The sequence below is a fragment of the Achromobacter sp. RT286_PF genome (assembly GCF_059760425.1).
The window spans coordinates 166,366-186,957 of sequence record NZ_JCBAMR010000007.1; the positions used below are offsets into that span (position 1 = coordinate 166,366).

Annotated in this window: 16 protein-coding genes; 11 read left to right on the forward strand and 5 right to left on the reverse strand. The window is 65.8% G+C overall.

The features are described 5' to 3' along the window. Positions 1-113 precede the first annotated feature (113 nt). A complete protein-coding gene (gene aptA, locus AC6LJY_RS08935; RefSeq protein ID WP_314355556.1) occupies positions 114-1,439 on the reverse strand; it encodes an omega-aminotransferase AptA in 1,326 nt (441 codons plus the stop codon). 162 nt (positions 1,440-1,601) lie between these two features. Between aptA and AC6LJY_RS08940 the strand changes: the two genes are divergently transcribed. After that, on the forward strand, positions 1,602-3,020 hold the full coding sequence (locus AC6LJY_RS08940; protein WP_046805090.1) for an aminotransferase-like domain-containing protein: 1,419 nt from the start codon (positions 1,602-1,604) through the stop codon (positions 3,018-3,020). Positions 3,021-3,039: 19 nt separating this feature from the next. Here the strand turns inward: AC6LJY_RS08940 and AC6LJY_RS08945 are convergent, their stop codons facing one another. From AC6LJY_RS08945 to AC6LJY_RS08960, 4 genes are all read right to left on the reverse strand, one after another. After that, positions 3,040-3,534 carry a dihydrofolate reductase gene (locus AC6LJY_RS08945; RefSeq protein ID WP_104141932.1) on the reverse strand — a complete coding sequence of 165 codons (495 nt, stop codon included), beginning with the start codon at positions 3,532-3,534 and terminating at the stop codon, positions 3,040-3,042. A gap of 225 nt (positions 3,535-3,759) precedes the next feature. Continuing rightward, positions 3,760-5,823 (reverse strand): putative bifunctional diguanylate cyclase/phosphodiesterase, encoded by a 2,064-nt coding sequence (locus AC6LJY_RS08950; RefSeq protein WP_046805088.1) that lies wholly within the window; start codon positions 5,821-5,823, stop codon positions 3,760-3,762. 384 nt (positions 5,824-6,207) lie between these two features. Next, positions 6,208-7,179, reverse strand: coding sequence for a thymidylate synthase (locus AC6LJY_RS08955; protein WP_046805087.1), 972 nt, complete (start codon positions 7,177-7,179; stop codon positions 6,208-6,210). An 8-nt stretch (positions 7,180-7,187) separates the two neighbouring features. Further along, positions 7,188-7,631 (reverse strand): OsmC family protein, encoded by a 444-nt coding sequence (locus AC6LJY_RS08960; RefSeq protein WP_314355558.1) that lies wholly within the window; start codon positions 7,629-7,631, stop codon positions 7,188-7,190. 123 nt (positions 7,632-7,754) lie between these two features. Here AC6LJY_RS08960 and coq7 point away from each other — a divergent pair, with 123 nt between their 5' ends. The 10 genes from coq7 to AC6LJY_RS09010 all read left to right on the forward strand — a co-directional run bounded on the left by coq7 (position 7,755) and on the right by AC6LJY_RS09010 (position 20,588). After that, positions 7,755-8,432 (forward strand): 2-polyprenyl-3-methyl-6-methoxy-1,4-benzoquinone monooxygenase, encoded by a 678-nt coding sequence (coq7, locus tag AC6LJY_RS08965; protein ID WP_046805085.1) that lies wholly within the window; start codon positions 7,755-7,757, stop codon positions 8,430-8,432. A gap of 754 nt (positions 8,433-9,186) precedes the next feature. Beyond that, the gene (locus AC6LJY_RS08970) at positions 9,187-10,293 is read left to right on the forward strand and encodes an MraY family glycosyltransferase (protein WP_046805084.1); all 1,107 of its coding nucleotides are present in this window, start codon (positions 9,187-9,189) and stop codon (positions 10,291-10,293) included. A gap of 99 nt (positions 10,294-10,392) precedes the next feature. Next, complete coding sequence (tviB, locus tag AC6LJY_RS08975) at positions 10,393-11,670, forward strand: Vi polysaccharide biosynthesis UDP-N-acetylglucosamine C-6 dehydrogenase TviB (protein WP_120156990.1); 1,278 nt, start codon at positions 10,393-10,395, stop codon at positions 11,668-11,670. A 10-nt stretch (positions 11,671-11,680) separates the two neighbouring features. Beyond that, complete coding sequence (locus AC6LJY_RS08980) at positions 11,681-12,706, forward strand: SDR family oxidoreductase (protein WP_498135772.1); 1,026 nt, start codon at positions 11,681-11,683, stop codon at positions 12,704-12,706. Between the two features lies 1 nt (position 12,707). After that, positions 12,708-14,057, forward strand: a complete 1,350-nt coding sequence (gene murJ, locus AC6LJY_RS08985; protein WP_498135773.1) for a murein biosynthesis integral membrane protein MurJ — start codon at positions 12,708-12,710, stop codon at positions 14,055-14,057. Then, complete coding sequence (locus tag AC6LJY_RS08990; RefSeq protein WP_498135774.1) at positions 14,058-15,200, forward strand: glycosyltransferase family 4 protein; 1,143 nt, start codon at positions 14,058-14,060, stop codon at positions 15,198-15,200. A 44-nt stretch (positions 15,201-15,244) separates the two neighbouring features. After that, positions 15,245-17,176, forward strand: a complete 1,932-nt coding sequence (gene asnB / locus AC6LJY_RS08995) for an asparagine synthase (glutamine-hydrolyzing) (protein WP_104141940.1) — start codon at positions 15,245-15,247, stop codon at positions 17,174-17,176. Positions 17,177-17,179: 3 nt separating this feature from the next. Next, on the forward strand, positions 17,180-18,295 hold the full coding sequence (locus AC6LJY_RS09000; RefSeq protein WP_498135775.1) for a glycosyltransferase family 4 protein: 1,116 nt from the start codon (positions 17,180-17,182) through the stop codon (positions 18,293-18,295). Beyond that, positions 18,292-19,449, forward strand: coding sequence for a glycosyltransferase family 4 protein (locus tag AC6LJY_RS09005; RefSeq protein ID WP_498135776.1), 1,158 nt, complete (start codon positions 18,292-18,294; stop codon positions 19,447-19,449). Before AC6LJY_RS09000 ends, AC6LJY_RS09005 begins: the two co-directional genes overlap by 4 nt. Continuing rightward, positions 19,446-20,588, forward strand: a complete 1,143-nt coding sequence (locus AC6LJY_RS09010; RefSeq protein WP_046805077.1) for a glycosyltransferase family 4 protein — start codon at positions 19,446-19,448, stop codon at positions 20,586-20,588. Before AC6LJY_RS09005 ends, AC6LJY_RS09010 begins: the two co-directional genes overlap by 4 nt. Positions 20,589-20,592 lie beyond the last annotated feature (4 nt).

The window sequence follows — 20,592 nt, forward strand, 5'->3', positions numbered from 1 at the left end:
GCGGGGGCTTCTCTGCGGGATTCTTCAAAACTTCTTGCGGGCGGCACATGGCCGCCCGCAAGAGGTGTCACATCAAGCGCGGCGCGGCCGCGAGGGCTGCGTCGTCATCAGGGTCAGGCGACTTCTTTCAGGATCTTTCCGATCTGGTCGAAGATCTGGCCGATCTGGGCTTCGTCGATGATCAGCGGGGGCGACACGGCGATGATATCGCCGGTATAGCGCACCATCAGGCCGCTGTCGAAGCACTTCTGGAAGACTTCGCCGGCGCGTGCGCCGGGAGCGCCCGCTCGCGGCGACAGTTCGATGCCGGCCACCAGGCCCAGGTTGCGCACGTCGATGACGTGCGGCGCGCCCTTCAGGCTGTGCGCGGCTTCCTCGAAGGCGCCCGACAACTTGCGGGCACGGCCGAAGAGATCTTCGCGGCGGTAGATGTCCAGCGTCGCCAAAATGGCGGCGGCGGCCAGCGGGTGCGCCGAATACGTATAGCCGTGGAAGAATTCAATGCCGCCCGCCGGGCCGTTGACGATGGCGTCGTGCACGTCGCGCTTGACCGCGACCGCGCCGGCCGGCACGGCGGCGTTGCTGACGCCCTTGGCCATGGCGATGATGTCGGGCGTGACACCGAAGAACTCGGACGCGGTGGCGGCGCCCAGGCGACCGTAGGCGGTGATGACTTCGTCAAAAATCAGCAGGATGCCGTGCTTGGAAGTAATTTCACGCAGCTTTTCCAGGTAGCCCTTGGGCGGAATCAGCACGCCGGTCGAGCCGGCCATGGGTTCGACGATCACGGCGGCGATGGTGGACGCGTCATGCAGCGCCACGATGCGTTCCAGTTCGTCGGCCAGGTTGGCGCCCCAGGCGGGTTGGCCCTTGGAATAGGCGTTCTGTTCCAGGTTGTGGGTGTGCGGCAGATGGTCCACGGCGGGCAGCAGCGCACCGGAGAAGGTCTTGCGGTTGGTGGAAATACCGCCCACCGAAATGCCGCCGAAGCCGACACCGTGGTAACCACGCTCGCGACCGATCAGGCGGGTGCGCTGGCCTTCGCCGCGCGCGCGGTGGTAAGCCAGCGCGATTTTCAGGGACGTGTCGACCGATTCCGAACCCGAGTTGGTGAAGAAGACGCGGTCCAGGCCCTGCGGCATCAGGCTGGCCACGGCGGTGGCGGCCTCGAACGCCAGCGGGTGGCCCAGTTGGAAGCCCGGGGCGTAGTCCATGACGCCGGCCTGGCGGGAAATGGCCTCGACGATTTCCTGGCGGCCGTGGCCGGCGTTCACGCACCACAGGCCGGCGGTGCCGTCCAGGATCTGGCGGCCATCGGCCGACGTGTAGTACATGCCTTTGGCCGCTGCCAGCATGCGCGGATGAGCCTTGAACTGCTTGTTGGCAGTAAACGGCATCCAGAGATGGGACAGGTCGGGCAAATTGGCGGGGGCGTTCATGGCGGCTCCAGTAGAACGAAACGGCGGCGCCGCAACAGAAGGGAAAGCGCGGCCGCCGGGATTCAATGATTCTGGTCTGTCCCACGAGGAATGAAAATATACGATCTGCGCAAAGCCCGCTAACTGTATAGTCACGAGTGGTTCAACTGTACAGTTATCCCCGTGATCGATTTCCAGCCCAACCGCGCTCGCGGACTGGCGCCCACCCTGGTGGAACAGCTGGTGGCGGCCATCCTGCGTGCCATCGAGGAACAAACTCTGCGTCCGGGTATGTCCCTACCGTCGGTGCGCGAGTTCGCGCGTCAGTACGGCGTCAGCACCTTCACCGTTGCCAGCGCTTATAGCCGGCTGGTGTCGCTGGGCTGGCTGGCGGCGCGGCCGGGCGCGGGCTACCGGGTGGCCTCGCCGGATGCGCCTGCGCGCCGGGGCGAGCCACTGTCCTGGGAGCCCCCCCGCCTGAACGCCGGTTGGTTGCTGTCGGACATCTTTGCCGACCACTCCATCCCCATCAAATCCGGCTGCGGCTGGCTGCCCGGCGAATGGCTGAACGAAGAAGGCCTGCACGTTGCGCTGCGCCACATGGGGCGCGTGCCGGCGATGCGCATCGCCAATTACGGGCACCCGTACGGCTACGCGCCGCTGCGCGAAACCATCGCGGCCAGCCTCAGCGCGCAAGGCATGGAGGTCGAGGCCTCGCAGGTGCTGCTGACGCAGGGCGTCACGCACGGGCTGGACATGGTGATCCGCACCTTGCTGCGGCCGGGCGACACGGTGGTCGTCGAGCAGCCGGCCTACGCCAACCTGTTGCAGCTGCTGCGCCTGGCGGGCCTGCGCGTGGTGTCGGTGCCGCGCACGGTTGATGGCCTGGATTGCGAGGCGCTGGAAGCGGTGGCGGCGCAGCACCGGCCGCGCGCGCTGTTCATCAACACCGTATTGCAGAACCCCTCGGGCGCCAGCATCGGCATGGCCAACGCCTTTCGCATCTTGCAGGCGGCCGAGCGCCATGGGCTATGGGTGATCGAAGACGATATCTCGCGCGAACTGGCGCCCGGCGTGACGCCCATGCTGGCCGCGCTGGACGGCGGGCAGCGCGTGGTCTACCTGGGTGGCTATTCCAAAGTCATCAGCCCGTCGGTGCGGGTGGGCTACGTGGTGGCGCACCGCGATCTGGTGCGTGACATTGCGCGCACCAAGATGGCGGTGGGGCTGACCTCGCCCGAGATCATGGAGCGCATCGTGCACCAGGTGATCCGCGAAGGCCGCTACCGCGCACACATCGCCCGTACTCGCGAACGTCTGGCCCAGGCGCACGTCGTGGTGGCCGAGCAGATGCGCCAACACGGTTTTGAAATCCATGGGCGGCCCCAGGGCGGGCTGTTCCTGTGGGCCAAGGTGGCGGGCGCCTGGCGCGAACGCGGCGCCAACGGCCTGGCCGAACTGGCACTGAAAGACGGTATCTGGCTGGCGCCGGGGTCTTACTTCGAGGTGGACGAAGCCGACACGCCCTGGGTGCGCTTTAACGTGGCGTATTCGGAAGCACCGGCGTTGTGGCGCTTCATCAGAAACGCGGGCGCGGCGTGAAGGGGGGCGGGAATAGGCCCTATCGCAAGGCCTGACGCTGGTACGTCACGAAGTCGTAGTCGTAGCCGTTTTCAGCGGGCTGCGGTTCGCGCGCCGTTTCCTTCCACTGGAACGAGGGCAGCAACGGAAAGAACGCGTCGCCGTCTACGTCGGCGTGCACTTCCGTGGCCAGCACGCGTTGCGCCAGCGGCAGCGCCTGGGCGTAGATCTGTGCGCCGCCGATCACGAACGCTTCGTCTACCTCGCCGCAGGCGTCGATAGCGGCTTGCAGGCTGGGTACGACCGTGGCGCCGGTTGCGGTGAAATCAGGGTTGCGGCTGATGACGATGTTGCTGCGGCCGGGCAACGGGCGGCCCAGCGAATCCCAGGTCTTGCGGCCCATGATGATGGGATGGCCCAGCGTGCTGCGCTTGAAATGCGCCAGGTCCCCCGGCAGCTTCCAGGGCAGCGTGTTGTCGCGGCCGATGACGCGGTTGGTGGAGTAGGCGACGATCAGGGTAAGGCTGGCGGGCATTCGGGCTGGCTACGGTGGAGGCGCGGCCGGAAGTCGGCCCGCGGAACGGCGTAAGCGTAGCAAATTCGGGCGCTGGTCTGAAGAAGGGCGCTTGGGGCAGCGCCGATGTTTGCGGTTCAGCCCTTTTGCGGTTCAGCCTTTTTTCCGTTCGACCAGTGCCGTTCAGATGTTGCCGTTCAGCCTTGTTGCCGCCGTTCGGCCCTTGGCGCTTCGCCTTGTTGCCGTTCAGGTCGCCGCGTGTTCCAGGAATTCGGTGGCGGGCATCGGCCGGCCCAACAGGAAGCCTTGCAGCGAATCGCAACCCAGGCCCGTCAGGAATTTCTGCTGCGCGGCGGTCTCCACGCCCTCGGCCACGATGCGCAGGTTCAACTGCTGGGCCAGGGCGACTATCGCCGACACGATGGCCGCGTCTTCGTTGTCGTTTTCCAGCTGGTTGACGAAGCCGCGGTCGATCTTCAATTCCGTGGCGGGCAGGCGCTTCAGGTACAGCAGGCTGGAATAGCCGGTGCCGAAGTCGTCGATAGAAATGGTGACGCCCAGGCCAGACAGGCGCTTGAGCACGGTCAGGCTGGCCTCGGCGTCGCGCATGGCGGTCGATTCCGTCACTTCCAGCGTCAGGCAGGCGGGCGGCACGTCGTGCCGGGCAAGCGCGGAACGCACCGTTTCGACCAGGCTGGCGTGGGCGAACTGCAAGGCGGAAATATTGACCGCGATGGTCCAGTGCCCCTGGCCGGCGTTGATCCATTCGCGCATTTGGCGGCAGGCTTCGTTGATGACCCATTCGCCGATCGACAGGATCAGCCCGGTCTTTTCCGCCGTGGGAATGAACTGGTCCGGGCCGACCAGCCCGCGCGTGGGGTGGTTCCAGCGCAGCAACGCCTCGGCGCCCATGATGGGGCCGGCCGGTGCTTCGTACTTGGGCTGGTAGTGCAGCACGAACTGGTCGCGCTCCTGGGCCAGCCGCAGGTCGTGCAGCAGCTCGATCTGTTCATGCGCGTCCGCGTTCATGGACGGCTCGAAGAAGCTGTAGCCGGTGCCGCCCAGGCGTTTGGCGTGGTACATCGCGGCGTCGGCGTTGGTCAGCAGGGCGTGCGTGTCTTCGCCGTCGTTCGGGTAGACGGCGATGCCCACGCTGGAAGTCACCAGCACTTCGTGGCCATAGACCATGACCGGGCGCGCAATGGCTTCGATCAGACGGTCCGCCACATTGGCGGCATCGGTGGGTTCGATGACTTCGCTAAGCACGATGAATTCGTCGCCGCCCAGGCGCGCCACGGTGTCCTGGGTGCGCAGGGCCTGGCGAATGCGCTGGGCCAGATCGATCAGCAAGGCATCGCCGGTGTGATGCCCATAGGCGTCATTGACGGCCTTGAACCCGTCCAGGTCAAAGAACAGCACCGCGAAATAGCCCTTGCGGCGGCTGGCGCTTTCAATGGCCTGCTCCATTCGGTCTTCGAGCAGGATGCGGTTGGGCAGCTTGGTCAGGGTGTCGTGCAAGGCCAGTTGCACGAGTTCTTCGTTGGCTTCGGCCAGCGACGAGGCCAGCGCGGACGTGCGGGCTTCAAGCCGGTTGTCCAGCACGGCCACCACCAGCGCAATCGCCAGCACGCTGAGCGTGACGGCGGTGACGGCGATGGCCAGCCAGCCCGCCGAGATGCCGCCGTCGGCAGCCATGCAGATGCTGCCCGCCGGAAAGCCGGCGGCTTCCATGCCCGAATAGTGCATTCCGACAATGGCGATGCCCATGACGACCGAGGCCAGCGGGCGCGAAAACGCCACGCGCGGGCCGTCATGGCGCAGGCGGTAGGTGATCCACAAGGCAGCGCCCGAGGCGGCCACCGCGATCACGATGGACAGCACGAACCATTTCGCGTCGTAGACGATGCCGGGCGCCATGCGCATGGCGGCCATGCCCAGATAGTGCATCGCGGCAATGCCGGCGCCCATCAGCAGCGCCCCGATAAGCAGGCGGCGCCACGGCAATTCGTCTTTGCAGACGATCCACAGGGCGAACGCCGAACAGCCGACGGCGATGGCCAGCGACAGCACGGTCAATGACAAGTCATAACCCATCGGGATGGGCAAGTTGAACGCCAGCATGCCCACGAAGTGCATGGACCAGATGCCCACCCCCATCGCGAACGCCCCGCCCGCCAGCCAGTAGCGCGCCGCTGGCAGCCCGTGCGAGGCCCGCACACGATTGGCCATGCCCAGCGCCGTGTATGACGCCAGGATGGCGACCCCTAGAGATACGAGGACGAGCGAAGGGTTATAAGTTCCAACGAGCATTTGTGCGGTCCTGTCCTAAGCGCTTTACTGCCGTCGCGCCGGCCTCAAATCAAATCAATTAGTAGTCAACAGTTGCAATTCGGTCGTAAGACGATTGCTGCTGTCGACGCTGGCGATTTTCGTACTCTCTTGTTGGGAAGGGGGAAGGGGCAAGCAATGCCTGCGGTCGGCGCTGCCGGGCGCGTCGCGTGATGGGCGACAGGCGGCGGGCTCGGCGCGGCATGGGCCGGTCGAAAGCCGGGGTGCGCGCGTCGTGCTGGACGCGCGTCCGAGGCTAAGGCATGGGTTATACCGAAATCGCGCTTCCAGAAGCTCACCAATCTTCACTTATGGCCGCCGAGCGCGGGGGGCGGGCCGCCGACGGGCGGCGACCCGGGTGCGTTCCTACACGGCCATGGGCGCGGTGAGGGGGGCGTGATGCGTGTAGCCGGACAATGAAAAGTCGCCGGGCTCGACCTTTTCCAGCCACTCGGGTTCGTAGCGGCCGGTGACGGCAAAGTCGGGAATGCGGTCCGACAACACCAGCTGGGGCGATTCAAAGGGTTCGCGCGTAAGCTGCTCGCGCAGCATCGGCAGGTGGTTCTCGTAGATGTGGGCGTCGCCAATGAAATACGTGAACCAGCGCGGCTTGTAACCCGTCAGACGACCCACCAGGTGCAGCAGCGCGGCGCCTTCGGTCAGGTTGAACGGCGTGCCCAGGCCCACGTCATTGGACCGAATGTACAGGCACAGCGAGATCTCGCGGGTGGTGGCGTTGGGCAGGAATTGGTAGAGCAGATGGCAGGGCGGCAGCGCCATTTCTTCGATCTGCGCCCAGTTCCAGCCGTGGAACAGGATGCGGCGGTCGCCCGGGCGTTCGTGGATGGTGTCCAGGCACTGGCGCAGCTGGTCGACTGCTTTATATAGCAGCACCTTGTCCACGCCGCCTTCCTGCAGGTCGGCCACCTTGGTGTAGCCGCGGGACAGTGCGTCTTCAAGCTGGCCATTGTTGCCGGCATCCAGCAGCTTGTAGGCGGGCCACTGGCGCCATTGCACGCCATAGACCGGGCCCAGGTCGTCCGGGCCTTCGCGGTACGGGTTGGCCAGCCATTGGCTGTTTTCGTTGGCGTTCTGGTCCCAGACCTTGCAGCCCAGCTCGCGGAATTCGGCCGCGCTGCGCGAGGCGCGCAAAAAGCCGACCATTTCGCCGATGGCGGACTTGAAGGCCAGTTTCTTGGTGGTGACGGCGGGAAAGCCCTGTTGCAGGTCAAAGCGCAGCGAGGCGCCCGGCATGCTGATCGTGCGGATACCCGTTCGGTTCTCCTGCCACGAGCCGGTGTCCAGGATGGATTGAACGAGGTCTAGATATTGTTTCATGGCGGTTCTCAGGCGGCGGCCGGCGCTTCCTGGGTGTCGACGATGTCGACCGAGAAGGTCAGCGCCGCGGTCTTTTCAAGCATGGCCGAAGCCGAGCAGTATTTTTCGTGCGACAACTGCACGGCGCGCTCCACGGCGGCCTGCGGCAGGTTGCGGCCCGTGACGGTGAAGGCGAAATGGATGCGGGTAAAGACCTTCGGGTCGGACTCGGCGCGATCGGCCTGAAGCTTGACGCTGCATCCGGTGACGGCGTGGCGGCCGCGCTTCAGGATCAGCACCACGTCGTACGCCGTGCAGCCGCCGGTGCCGGCCAGCAGCATTTCCATCGGGCGCGGCGCCAGGTTGTGTCCGCCGCCGTCCACGGCGCCGTCCATTACGGCCACGTGGCCGCTGCCGGTGCTGGCGGTAAAGAGCATGCCGTTGGGGCCGCCCCAGTCAATCGTGCATTCCATTTTGAGTGTCCTTCCGCATTGAGCGCAGTCAATGGTCGATGATACCTGTTGCGTACAATTCCAGGCATGAGAGCCCCGCCCCGCATCAGGGGTGTGTGGCGCCAGTTTGCACAGGAGCCGCCCATGTCCACTGCTTTGTCTCAATCCGGACCCGTTTCCATTCGCCGCCGCATCGGCCCGCTGGATGCCTTGCTGGCCGAGGCCGACCGCGCATTGCGCGTGCTGTCCAACAGCGCCACGGCAGGCCGGCCGTATCCGGCCACGACGCCCGACGCGCCGGGCGCGCTGTCCGAGCAGGACAAGCGCCACGCCGCCGGCCTGATGCGCGTGAACCACGTGGGCGAAATCTGCGCCCAGGCGCTGTACCGCGGCCAGGCCTCGGTCTGCCGCGAACCCGGCCCCCGCGCGCTGCTGCTCAATGCCGCCGCCGAGGAAGTCGACCATCTGGTCTGGTGCAACGAACGGCTGACCGAGCTGAACAGCCGGCCCAGCCTGCTGAACCCGGTCTGGTATGCCGGTTCTTTTGCATTGGGTGTGTTGGCCAGCTACGCCGGCGTGCCCCGTAATCTAGGCTTCATGGCCGAGACCGAAAAGCAGGTCGAGGCCCATCTGGACGAACATCTACGCACCTTGCCGGTGCAAGACGAACGCTCGCGCGAGGTCGTCCGAAAGATGAAAGACGACGAGGCCGAGCACCGCGCCAGCGCCGAGCGGGCAGGGGGCGTACCGCTGCCGGGCCCTGTAAAGACGGCCATGCGGGCGATGTCCAAGGTGATGACGACCACGGCGTACTGGATCTGAATGCCGGCCGGAATCGATCTTTAAGGGTCTTTAAGGAAATGTTGCGCTGCGCCAATTTGGCCGCATCGTGGTGCGCGGTGCACTGAATTGGTGCGCTTCGCGGGGTGGGATTACCCGGAACCGCCAAGGGTAAATCCGCAAGGGGTTTACCCGTTCGGCAAAAACCCTTTTTTGGACCAAGTCGTTGCCAGCTATGGCTCTCCAGGGGGCGGTCGCGAAATTTGCGGCGAAAATGCAACGTCGAATTTGACCTTTTAAAGAGACCAAAAAAATTCTTGCATCGCACAAAAAACCTCGGTACTATTCATTCATCGGATGTTGAAACGCAGTCGGCGCGGTGCAAAACCCCGACAGCGCAGCGAGCAGAAAGCCAGCTCCCAACATGCCACGGTTGTCTCCTCCACCCTCCTCCTTTGGTGGATTTAGCCCGAGATCTCACGATCTCGGGCTTTTTTTTGCCTGGAAATAATCCGTCCCTATTTATTGACATTTGCGACCCGGCCCGCGCGGCAAGCCCGGCCATCCTCCCTATGGACGCGTCCGTGTTTTCCCTTGGATATTTCGTATGCGCCAAGGCGGAAAGCTCTACAATCGCCAGCATGAAATCCGTACTTCTGCGCGCACGAACGGCCCCGGCACGGGCGTTACGTTTCGTGCCCGTGAATTGCACTTCCTTATCCCTCACATATATGGGCGTTACACCTGCCTCCCATAATGGCGGGCCTGTCTCGATAGACCAACCAAAGGTGATCCAGTGACCTGGCTGTATATCTGCGTGGTCGCGTTCATGGTGGGGGGACTCATCGTGTGGTCGGAGCGCTGGCATGGCCGCTTCACCGGCGACAGCGACCTCAATAAACCACAAGCGAACCATTCCCGCGCCACGCCCCGCGTTGGCGGCCTGGCCGTTCTGGCCGGCACGCTGCTGGGCCTGCTGGTGCTTGGCCCGGCCAACATGACCCTGACGTGGCTGTGGCCCGCCTTGTTCGTGGCCGCGCTGCCCGTGTTCGTTGCGGGCCTGCTGGAAGACATCACGAAAGACATCGGCGCCAGCAAGCGCTTGCTGGCGGCTTTCCTGTCGGCGGCGATTGCCTGGTGGCTGCTGGGCGGCGTCAGCCGTGTCGGCATGGCGCCTGTGGACTACGTGCTGTCGTACTGGCCCGTATCGCTGTTGTTCACCATGTTTGCCGTGGGCGGCTGTACCCATGCGCTGAACATCGTTGACGGCATGAATGGCCTGGCCGGCATGGTCGCCACGCTGATGGCGGTGTCGATCAGCCTGGTGGCCCTGCAAGTGGGCGACGTGCCCATCTTCATGATCGCTGCCGCATTGGCATCCGCCACGCTGGGTTTCCTGGTCTGGAATTTTCCGTTCGGCCGCGTCTTCCTGGGCGACGGCGGGGCGTACTTCCTGGGTTTCATGCTGGCTGAGCTGGCCGTGTTGCTGGTGGTGCGCAATCCGTCGGTGTCGCCGTTCTACGCGCTTGCCGTGTTGTTCTACCCCGTCTTCGAAACCGGGTTTTCGATCTGGCGTCGCCGCTTCAAGCGCGGCGTGCCGGTCGACCAGCCGGATGCGCTGCACTTGCACCAACTGGTGTTCCGCCGCCTGGTCCGCGTGACCTTCAGCCGTGGTCGCCGCCATGCCGTGCCGGCGCTGTGCAACGCGATGGCGTCGCCCTACATGTGGGTGCTGGCGCTGATCGGCCTGGTGCCGGCCACCATCTGGTGGGACAACGCGTGGGCGCTTGGCGCCAGCCTGCTGGTGTTCGCCAGCGTCTATGTCTGGCTGTATGCGCGCCTGGTGTCGTGGCGCCGCCCCGGCTGGCTGCTGCTGCCGTCCGTTTTGAAGACCTCGGATTAAGAGTTGAGCGCCCCGGCGATCACCGCCGGGGGCTCGTTAGTCATCGATCACCCGACCATATTTAAGATGCCGTAAACGTTCTACGGTGAAGGGAGAGTTATGTTGCAAATTCAGGATGTGAAACTTGCCGTCGTGGGCCTGGGCTATGTTGGCCTGCCCCTGGCGGTGGAGTTCGGCAAGAAGCGCTCGGTCATCGGGTTCGATATCAACACCCGCCGTATCGACGCTTTGAAGGCCGGCCACGACCACACGTTGGAAGTTAGCGACGAAGAGCTGGCCGAAGCCGCTCAGCTGACCTACACCGCCGACCGCGCCGAACTGGGCAAGGCGAACGTGTTCATCGTGACGGTGCCCACGCCCATCGACGAATACAAGCAGCCCGACCTGACCCCGCTGGTCAAGGCCAGCGAAACGATTGGCGCCGTGCTCAAGCGCGGCGACATCGTCATCTACGAATCCACCGTGTACCCCGGCGCCACCGAAGAAGACTGCGTGCCCGTGCTGGAACGCGTGTCGGGCCTGAAGTTCAACGTGGACTTCTACGCCGGCTACAGCCCCGAACGCATCAACCCGGGCGACAAGGATCACCGCGTCAGCACCATCAAGAAAGTCACGTCCGGCTCGACGCCCGAAGTCGCCGAACTGGTCGACCAGCTGTACAAGCAGATCATCACCGCCGGCACGCACAAGGCGTCCAGCATCCGCGTGGCCGAAGCCGCCAAGGTGATCGAGAACACGCAGCGCGACGTCAATATCGCGCTGATCAACGAACTGGCCCTGATCTTCAACAAGATGGGCATTGACACCGAAGCCGTGCTGCAAGCGGCCGGCACCAAGTGGAACTTCCTGCCGTTCCGTCCGGGCCTGGTCGGTGGCCACTGCATCGGCGTGGACCCGTACTACCTGACCCACAAGGCGCAGTCCATCGGCTACCACCCCGAAATCATCCTGGCCGGTCGTCGCCTGAACGATTCGATGGGCGGCTATGTGGTGTCGCAGCTGGTCAAGTGCATGACCAAGCAGCGCATCCATGTGCAAGGCGCGCGTGTGCTGGTCATGGGCCTGGCCTTCAAGGAAAACTGCCCCGACCTGCGCAACACCCGCATCGTGGACATCGTTGGCGAACTGCGCGACTACAACGTTGAAGTGGACGTCTACGACCCGTGGGTCGACCCGGAAGAAGCCGTGCACGAATACGGCTTGACCCCGGTGGCCAAGCTTGAAGAAGGCAAGTACGACGCCGTGATCCTGGCGGTGGCGCACAACCAGTTCAAGGCCATGGGCGCCGAAGGCATCCGCAAGCTGGGCAAGCCGCAACACGTGCTGTACGACCTGAAGTACGTGCTGTCGCCCGCCGAATCCGACCTGCGTCTGTAAGGATTCCGCCATGACCACGCGATTTGAAACCATCAAGCAAGAACTCGCCGCCCAGCCGCGCAAGTGGCTGGTGACCGGCTGCGCCGGCTTCATCGGCTCGAACCTGTTGGAAACGCTGCTCAAGCTGAACCAGACCGTGACCGGCCTGGACAACTTCGCCACCGGCCACCAGCGCAATCTGGATGAAGTGCGCGACTCGGTGTCGCCCGAGCAGTGGGCGCGTTTTTCCTTCGTGGAAGGCGACATCCGCGATCTGGCCGCCTGCCAGCGCGCGACCGAAGGCGTTGATTTCGTCCTGCACCAGGCCGCTTTGGGCTCGGTGCCGCGTTCGCTGAAAGACCCGATCACCACCAACGAAGTGAACATCGGTGGCTTCCTGAACATGCTGGTCGCCGCGCGCGATGCGGGCGTGAAGTCGTTCGTCTATGCGGCCTCCAGCTCCACCTACGGCGACCATCCGGCCCTGCCGAAGGTGGAAGAGAACATCGGCAAGCCGCTGTCGCCCTACGCCGTCACCAAGTACGTGAACGAACTGTACGCCGACGTGTTCGCGCGTTCGTACGGCTTCGAGACCGTGGGCCTGCGCTACTTCAACGTGTTCGGCAAGCGCCAGGACCCCGACGGCGCGTACGCCGCCGTGATCCCGAAGTGGACCGCCGCCATGATCAAGGGCGAAGACGTCACCATCAACGGCGACGGCGAAACCAGCCGCGACTTCTGCTTCGTCGACAACGCCGTGCAGGCCAATCTGCTTGGCGCGATGGCCTCGCCCGAAGCGCGCAACCAGGTCTACAACGTGGCCGTCAGCGGCCGCAGCACGTTGAACGACCTGTTCGGCTTCCTGGTCACGGCGCTGGGCAACCAGAACGTGACCTACGCCAAGAAGCCGGTCTACGCCGACTTCCGCGCCGGCGACGTGCGCCATTCGCAGGCCGACGTCAGCAAGGCCGGCCGTCTGCTGGGCTACGTGCCGTCGCACACCGTGCTGCAAGGCCTGGAAGTGGCCATGCCCTGGTACACGCAATTCCTGCGTTGATTTGAAAGCACTCGTCCGCAAACTCGGCAACATCCACCCGGACCATCAGCGCATTTTCAAGGGCGCGTTCCGGGTGGCGGTGTTCCTTCTGCTGGGCAAGGCCGCCGGCGCCATCAAAGAGATGGCGGTGGCGTACCGCTATGGCGTCAGCGACGCCGTGGACGCCTACCAATTCACGATGACCATGGCCACCTGGCTGCCGGTCACCATCGTGGGCGTGCTGTCAGTGGTGCTGATCCCCGTGCTGGTGCGCCTGCGCCGCGCGGATGATGCCGAGCGCGACCAATTCATCAAAGAACTGCAAGGCTGGGTTGCCGCGGCCGGTATCGCGCTGGCGATAGCTACCTGGTTTGCCTGGCCGTACGTTGTGGACGCCTTGGGCAAGGGCTTGCCCGAGCGCGTGCGCGGCATGACGGGCGACCTGCTGGTGGCCTTCGCCCCGGTGTCCGCCTTGCTGCTGATCGCGGGCATCAGTGCCGCGCGCCTGCGCGCGCACGAACGCCACGTCAACACCTTGCTGGACAGCGTGCCCGCCGTGGCCACGCTGGCCTGGGTCATGCTGGCCGTCAGCGCCGACGGCGTGGGCCCGCTGCTGTGGGGCACCTTGGTGGGCTACGCCATCCAGACCGTCTGGCTGGCCTGGCTGGCCGCGCGTGCCGATGGCGGCTTCTGGGGCGCGCCGCGCCTGACGCTGCGTTCGCCGCATTGGCCCGAACTGATGGGCGCGGCCGGCGTGATGCTGATCGGCCAGGTGGCCATGAGCTTTGTCGGCCCGCTGGACCAATACGCCGCCGCCAACCTGGGCGCCAACGCCAACGCCACGCTGGGTTACGCCAGCCGGCTGCTGTCGCTGCTGCTGGGCATCGGCGCGGTGTCGGTCGGGCGCGCCGCGTTGCCCGTGCTGGCCGATGTGCAGGCGCGCGGCGATACCGACCGCGCGCGCAGCATGGCATTGAAATGGTCGGTGCTGATGGTGGGCGCGGGCGCGGTGGCCGTGGCTATCGGCTGGGTGCTGGCGCCCTGGGGCGTGTCCGTGCTGTTCCAGCGCGGCGCCTTCACCGCCGAGAACACCGAGGCCGTGGCGCACGTCTTGCGTTGGGGCCTGTTGCAACTGCCTTTCTATTTTGGTGTGTTGATCCTGGTGCAATTGCTGGCCAGCCAGAATCGCTACCGCATCATGGCCGCCATCGCCGTGGCCAACTTCGCGCTGAAGGCCGTGTTGAACACCGTGCTGGCGCCCAAGATGGGCGCGGCCGGCATCATGCTGGCAACCAGCCTCATGTATGTGCTGTCCTTCGCCTGCTACCTGGTGGTGGCGATGCGCAAGGCTGAACCCAAGGAGGCCGATTGAATGTCGCAAGCCGACTCCGGCCGCGCGCTGCGCGTGCTGCTGTTTATCCATTCGCTGCATGGCGGGGGCGCTGAACGCGTTGCCGCCGACCTAAGCGCGCACTGGGCCGGCATGGGCCGCGAGGTCATGGTCGTAACGCAGGCCAACGCCGATGGCGACGTCTACGCGCTGCACCCCAAGGTGCGCCGCGAAGTGCTGAACACGGCGGGCGAGGGCGGCGGGCTGCGCGGCATCTGGAGCAACGTGCAGCGCGTGCGCGCGTTGCGCCGCGTCATCAAGGCATTTCGGCCGGACATCGTGCTGGGCATGATGACCACGGCGTCCGTGCTGTCGGTGCTGGCCGCCTCGGGGCTGGGCTGCCGCGTCATCGCCACCGAACACACCCATCCGCCGTCGCAGACGCTGTCTGGCCTGTGGCAGCGCCTGCGTCGCATGACCTATCCGCGCGCCGCCCGTGTGGTGGCGTTGACCCGTGGCACGGCCGACTGGATCGAACAGCACGTGCCGGGCTCGCGCCTGGCCGTCATCCCCAACCCGGTGCATTGGCCGTTGCCGCGCGCCGAGCCCATGCTGGCGCCCAACCCGGCGCCTGATCGCAAGCGTCTGCTGGCCGTGGGCCGTCTGCACGCCGACAAGGGTTTCGACCTGTTGATCCAGGCCTACGCCACCCTGGCCCCGTCGCATCCGGACTGGGATCTGGTTATCCTGGGCGAAGGCCATGAACGCGGCGCGTTGCAGGCACAGATCGACCAGGCGGGCCTGGGCCAGCGCATCTCGATGCCCGGCCGCGCCGGCAACGTGGGCGACTGGTACGACAGCGCCGACCTGTACGTGCTGACTTCGCGCTTTGAAGGCCTGTCCAACACCTTGCTGGAATCCATGGCCAGCGGCCTGGCGGCGGTGTCGTTCGATTGCGATACCGGCCCGCGCGAGATTGTGCGCGACGGCATCGACGGCGTGCTGGTGCGGCCCAACGGCGATGTGCCGGCGCTGTGCAAGGCGCTGTCCGAAGTCATGGAAAATGACGCAAGGCGCCAGCGGATGGCGCAAGCGGCAACCGATGTGCGCGACCGTTTCTCGGCCGCGCGCGTGTTGCAGCAATGGAAAGAACTTTTTGACGGCGTGCGCGAATCGGGCCGCTAGGCCCTGCGGCACGCCGTTGCTACGGTGACCACGAGAACCTCATCATGTGTGGAATAGTCGGAATTTGGGGCCCCATCGGGAACAAGGAACGGTTGCTGGCCGAAAGCTGCCGCCGCATCCGCCATCGCGGGCCGGACAGCAACGGCTTCTGGGAAGACCCGGAAGCCGAAGTGGCGCTGGGCCATGTGCGCCTGGCCATCCTGGACCTGACCGAAGCCGGCCACCAGCCCATGACGTCCGCTTGCGGCCGCTACGTGATGGTGTTCAACGGCGAGGTCTATAACCATATGGACATCCGCAAGCAGCTGGAGCAATCGGCACTGGCGCCCACCTGGCGCGGCCATTCCGATACCGAAACGCTGCTGGCCGGTTTTACCGCGCTGGGCATCGAAGCCACGCTGCAAGCGGCGGTTGGCATGTTCGCCATCGCGCTGTGGGATCGCGCATCGCGCAAGCTGATGCTGGCGCGCGACCGCATGGGCGAAAAGCCGCTGTACTACGGCTATTCGGGCGCCGAACTGGTGTTTGCGTCCGAGCTGAAGGGCTTGATGCCCATCCCCGGATTCGGCCGCGACCTGAATCGCAATGCGCTGGCTTCGTACATGCGCCACAACTACATTCCCGCGCCGCAATCCATCTACCAGGGCATCAATAAGCTGCCCCCCGGAACGTGGATCGAATTCACCGCCGACGACACTCGCAGCCGCCGCATGCCGGAACCGCGCGTGTACTGGTCCGCCCGTGAAGCCGCCGACGCGGCGGCGCGCGCGCCCTTGTCCTTCGGCACCGATGCCGAAGCCGCCGAGGCGCTGGAAGGCGTGCTGTCCAAGGCGGTCGGCGGCCAGATGCTGTCAGACGTCAGCCTGGGCGCGTTCCTGTCGGGCGGCATCGATTCGTCGACCATCGTGGCGCTGATGCAGGCGCAAAGCGCCAAGCCCGTGCGCACCTTCGCCATCGGTTTCCACGAAAAAGGCTATGACGAGGCGCAGCACGCCAAGGCCGTCGCCACGCACCTGGGCACCGATCACACCGAGCTTTACGTGACCGCCGACGATGCGTTGGCGGTGGTGCCGTCGCTGGCCGATATGTACGACGAACCGTTCGCGGATTCCTCGCAGATCCCGACGTCGCTGGTCACCAAGATGGCGCGCCAGCACGTCACCGTCGCGCTGTCCGGCGACGGCGGCGACGAGCTCTTCGGCGGCTACTCGCGCTATTTCCGCGTGAACAACTGGTGGCAACAATGCGAGCGTGTGCCCGCAATGCTGCGCAAGCCGGCCGGCGCGCTGCTGTCCGCCTCGGCCCAACTTCCCGGACGCGGCGCCTGGCGCGGCAAGGTCGGCAAGCTGGGCGAGCTGCTGCGCACCGATTCGCGCGGGGATTTCTATCGCCACTTCGTGTCGTACTGGCCGGAGCCGTCGCAGGTGGTCAAGGGCGGCGTGGAGCCCGTGTCGGAATTCGCGCGCGACATGCAAGGGTCGACCTTCGAAGCCATGATGAAGCTGGACACGGTCACGTATCTGCCGGACGACATCCTGGTCAAGGTGGACCGCGCGGCCATGGCCGTCAGCCTGGAAACGCGCGTGCCGCTGATCGATCACCGCGTGTACGAATTTGCCTGGAGCCTGCCGCATCAATACAAAGTTCGCGGCAACACGGGCAAGTGGCTGCTGCGCCAGGTGCTGCATCGCCATGTGCCGCAGGCGCTGGTGGACCGCCCCAAGCGCGGCTTTGCCGTGCCGCTGGCCGCCTGGTTGCGCGGCCCCTTGCGCGAATGGGCCGATGCGTTGCTGGACCCCACGCGGCTGCGCCAGGAAGGCTGGTTCGAACCCGAGCCCATCCTGCGTAAATGGCGTGAACACACCTCGGGCCATCGCAACTGGGACAGCCACCTGTGGGGCGTGTTGATGATGCAGGCCTGGCTGGATCGTTATCGTGCAGCACCGGATCAAGGGGGAACGATTGGGAGTCGTTGAGGTATGAGAATTCTGATGTTGGTCAGTTCCATGCACGCGGGCGGCGCCGAACGGGTGGCCGCCACGCTGGTGAATGCATGGGCCGAACGCGGGGATACCGTCACGTTGACGCCCACTTATTCGTCCAAGGGCACGTGCTTTTATCCGTTGTCCGACAAGGTCCAGCTGGCCTGGCTGGCGGATATCGCCGGCACCCGCGCCTCGGGCGCGATGGCGGCGTTCAAGCGCTTGATGGCCCTGCGCAAACACATCCGCGACACCAAGCCCGATGTGGTCGTGTCATTCCTGACCAACGTGAACGTGGCCGCCATTTTGGCCACGCGGGGCCTGGGCGTGCCCCTGATCGTCTGCGAACGTACCAACCCCGTGGCCGAGACCACGACGGGCACCGTGTGGCGCCGGCTGCGCCGGCTGCTGTATCCGCGCGCCGACATGGTGACGGTGCAGGCCGAAGACACCGCCGGCCCGTTCTCGCGCCAGGTGCCGGGCATCAAGCGCCTGGCTGTCATACCCAACCCCTTGCCCGCGCCCTTGCTTGAAGCGCCGCGCGTGGTGCAGCACGACGGTGACGGCCCACGCGAACTGCTGGCCATGGGCCGCCTGGTGACCGACAAGCGCTTCGATCTGTTGATCGACGTGTTCGCGCAGTTGGCGACAGCGCATCCCGATTGGAACCTGCGCATTTGGGGCGAAGGCCCGGAACGCGCGGCGCTGGAAGCGCAGGTTGCCAAGCTGGGCCTGCAAGCGCGGGTCAGCCTGCCAGGCCGTACCGAAACTCCGTGGGAAGAACTGGCGCGTGGCCAGGCCTTCGTGCTTAGCTCGCTGGTGGAAGGGTTTCCAAACGTGCTGCTGGAAGCCATGTCGCTGGGCTTGCCGTGTGTGGCCTTCGATTGCCCCAGCGGCCCGCGCGAAATGACGCGCGACGGGCAGGACGCCCTGCTGGTGCCCACCGGCAACCGCGATGCCTTGCGCGACGCCTTGCAACGCATCATGAGCGACCCGCTCTTGCGTCGGCAATTGGGCGACCGCGGCGCGTCCGCCGTACGCCAGCGTTATGCGCTTTCCAGCGTGCTGTCGGAATGGGACGAACTGTTCGACGCGGTGCGGGAGGGGCGATGAGCACCCCGGCATTACATGTGCTGCACGTGATCACCGGCCTGGGCCAGGGCGGCGCGGAATCCGTGCTGCTGCGTCTGGCGACATACCCGGAAGCGGGTGTGTCGCACACCGTCGTGTCCTTGACCGATGAAGGCATCTACGGCCAGCGCCTGCGCGATGCCGGCGTCGCGGTGCATGCCTTGGGCATGAAGCGCGGCCGCGTCAGCCTGGGCGGTTTCATGGCGCTGCGCCGCTTGATCGCCGACACGCGTCCCGACGTTGTGCAGACCTGGATGTATCACGCCGACCTGATCGGTGGCCTGGCCGCGCGGCTGGCCGGCGTGCGCGCCATTGCCTGGGGCATCCGCAATTCAGGCGAACACCTGGAACGCAGCAGCCGGTCGGCGCGCATCGTCTTGCGCGCTTGCGCGTTGTTGTCCGGCAGCGTGCCGCGCGCCATCGTGTGCGCGGCGCAGAACGCCGCCGAACGCCATGCCGAAAAGGGCTACCGGCGCGACCGCATGGTCGTCATTTCCAATGGCTATGACCTGTCGCGTTATGCGCCGGACGCCCAGGCCCGCACGCGCATGCGCGCGCAATGGGGCTTGTCCGAAGACGCGCCCGTGATCGGTAGCGTGGCCCGCTGGGACCCGTTGAAAGATCACGCCAACCTGCTGCGCGCCGTGGCCGCGCTGGTGCGCGACGGGCGTGACGGCGGCTTGCGCTGCGTGCTGGTTGGACGCGGCATGACGTCCGACAACCCCGAACTGGCTGCCTTGATCGACAAGCTGAACCTGCGCGACCGCCTCATCCTGGCCGGCCCCAGCGACGACGTGCCCGCCGTGATGAACGGGCTGGACCTGCATGTGCTGTCCAGCTGCGCCGAAGGCTTTCCCAATGTGGTGGCCGAGGCCATGGCGTGCGGCGTCTATTGCGTGGTGACCGACGTGGGCGACGCCGCCTACATCGTTGCCGACACCGGCGTCGTCGTGCCGCCCGAACAAGCCGAAGCGCTGGCGCGGGGCATCGAAACCGCGCTGTGCGATGTGGCCGCGCGGGGCACGGGCCGCGCCGGGGAAGCCGGCCGCGCGCGCGTGCTGGAAAACTTTGATCTGGCACGCATGGTGCAACGTTACATCGCCGTATGGCGCCGTATTTCTGGAGCCAAGGCATGAGCCGCCGCCTGATGTTTGTGGTCAACAACCCCGCGTTTTTCATGTCGCACCGCGTGCCGGTGGCGCTGGCGGCGCAGCAGGCGGGCTATGACGTGCACGTGGCCACGATGGATGGCCCGGCGGTGGCCGACATTCAGGCGCTGGGCATGACGCATCACGCCATCCCCATGACGCGCAGCGGCAAGCATCCCTTGCAGGAACTGGGCACGTTGCGCGCGCTGGTGCGCCTGTTTCGCCGCGTGCGCCCGGACGTGGTGCACCTGGTCACGATCAAACCGGTGCTGTACGGCGGCATTGCCGCGCGGCTGGCCCGCGTGCCGGGCATGGTGGCGGCGATCTCGGGGCTGGGCTTCGTGTTCCTGTCGAACTCATTGAAGATGCGCCTGGTGCGCGCCGTGGTGGCGCGTCTGTACCGCGTGGCGCTGGGCCATCCGAACAGCCGCGTGATTTTTCAGAACGCCAATGATCGCGACCTGCTCAAGTCCCTGGGCGCGGTGCGCGACGAGCAGGTCGTCATGATCCGTGGCGCGGGGGTGGACCTGGATGCCTATCGCGCGTCGCCCGAACCGCCGTCGCCGCCCGTCGTGGTCACGATGGTGGCGCGCTTGTTGCGCGACAAAGGCGTGCGCGAATTTGTCGATGCGGCATCGCTGCTGCGCAAGCGCGGCGTGCCCGTCACGATGCAGCTGGTGGGCGGGGTGGACGCGGGCAACCCCACGTCAGCCACGCAAGAAGAGGTGGAGGCCTGGCAGCGCGAAGGCGCGGTGCAGGCGTTGGGCGAGCGCTCGGACATCGCTGACCTGTACGCCGCCAGCCATATCGCCGTGCTGCCGTCGTATCGCGAAGGGCTGCCCAAATCGCTGATCGAAGCCGCGGCTTGCGGGCGCGCGGTGGTCACGACGGACGTGCCCGGTTGCCGAGATGCCATCGACCCCGGCAAGACCGGCTTGCTGGTGCCGGTGCGCGATGCCGCATCGCTGGCGGACGCCATCGCGCGTTTGGCGGATGATGCCGTGCTGCGCCAAGCGATGGGCACGGCGGGGCGCGAGCTGGCCGAACGCGAGTTCGATATCCGTCAGGTCGCGCGCGTGCATGTTGAGCTGTACGACGCGCTGGGGCGGCGCGCGGCTGGCGGCTAGCCCG

Excerpts from the sequence above, each read along its gene's own strand:
- AC6LJY_RS09005 (WP_498135776.1), top strand. The coding sequence starts at position 18,292 with ATGAGCACCCCGGCATTACATGTGCTGCACGTGATCACCGGCCTGGGC.
- AC6LJY_RS08980 (WP_498135772.1), top strand. The coding sequence starts at position 11,681 with ATGACCACGCGATTTGAAACCATCAAGCAAGAACTCGCCGCCCAGCCG.
- AC6LJY_RS09000 (WP_498135775.1), top strand. The coding sequence starts at position 17,180 with ATGAGAATTCTGATGTTGGTCAGTTCCATGCACGCGGGCGGCGCCGAA.
- tviB (WP_120156990.1), top strand. The coding sequence starts at position 10,393 with ATGTTGCAAATTCAGGATGTGAAACTTGCCGTCGTGGGCCTGGGCTAT.
- AC6LJY_RS08950 (WP_046805088.1), bottom strand. The coding sequence starts at position 5,823 with ATGCTCGTTGGAACTTATAACCCTTCGCTCGTCCTCGTATCTCTAGGG.
- AC6LJY_RS08955 (WP_046805087.1), bottom strand. The coding sequence starts at position 7,179 with ATGAAACAATATCTAGACCTCGTTCAATCCATCCTGGACACCGGCTCG.
- AC6LJY_RS09010 (WP_046805077.1), top strand. The coding sequence starts at position 19,446 with ATGAGCCGCCGCCTGATGTTTGTGGTCAACAACCCCGCGTTTTTCATG.
- coq7 (WP_046805085.1), top strand. The coding sequence starts at position 7,755 with ATGTCCACTGCTTTGTCTCAATCCGGACCCGTTTCCATTCGCCGCCGC.
- AC6LJY_RS08945 (WP_104141932.1), bottom strand. The coding sequence starts at position 3,534 with ATGCCCGCCAGCCTTACCCTGATCGTCGCCTACTCCACCAACCGCGTC.
- asnB (WP_104141940.1), top strand. The coding sequence starts at position 15,245 with ATGTGTGGAATAGTCGGAATTTGGGGCCCCATCGGGAACAAGGAACGG.
- AC6LJY_RS08960 (WP_314355558.1), bottom strand. The coding sequence starts at position 7,631 with ATGGAATGCACGATTGACTGGGGCGGCCCCAACGGCATGCTCTTTACC.
- AC6LJY_RS08990 (WP_498135774.1), top strand. The coding sequence starts at position 14,058 with ATGTCGCAAGCCGACTCCGGCCGCGCGCTGCGCGTGCTGCTGTTTATC.
- aptA (WP_314355556.1), bottom strand. The coding sequence starts at position 1,439 with ATGAACGCCCCCGCCAATTTGCCCGACCTGTCCCATCTCTGGATGCCG.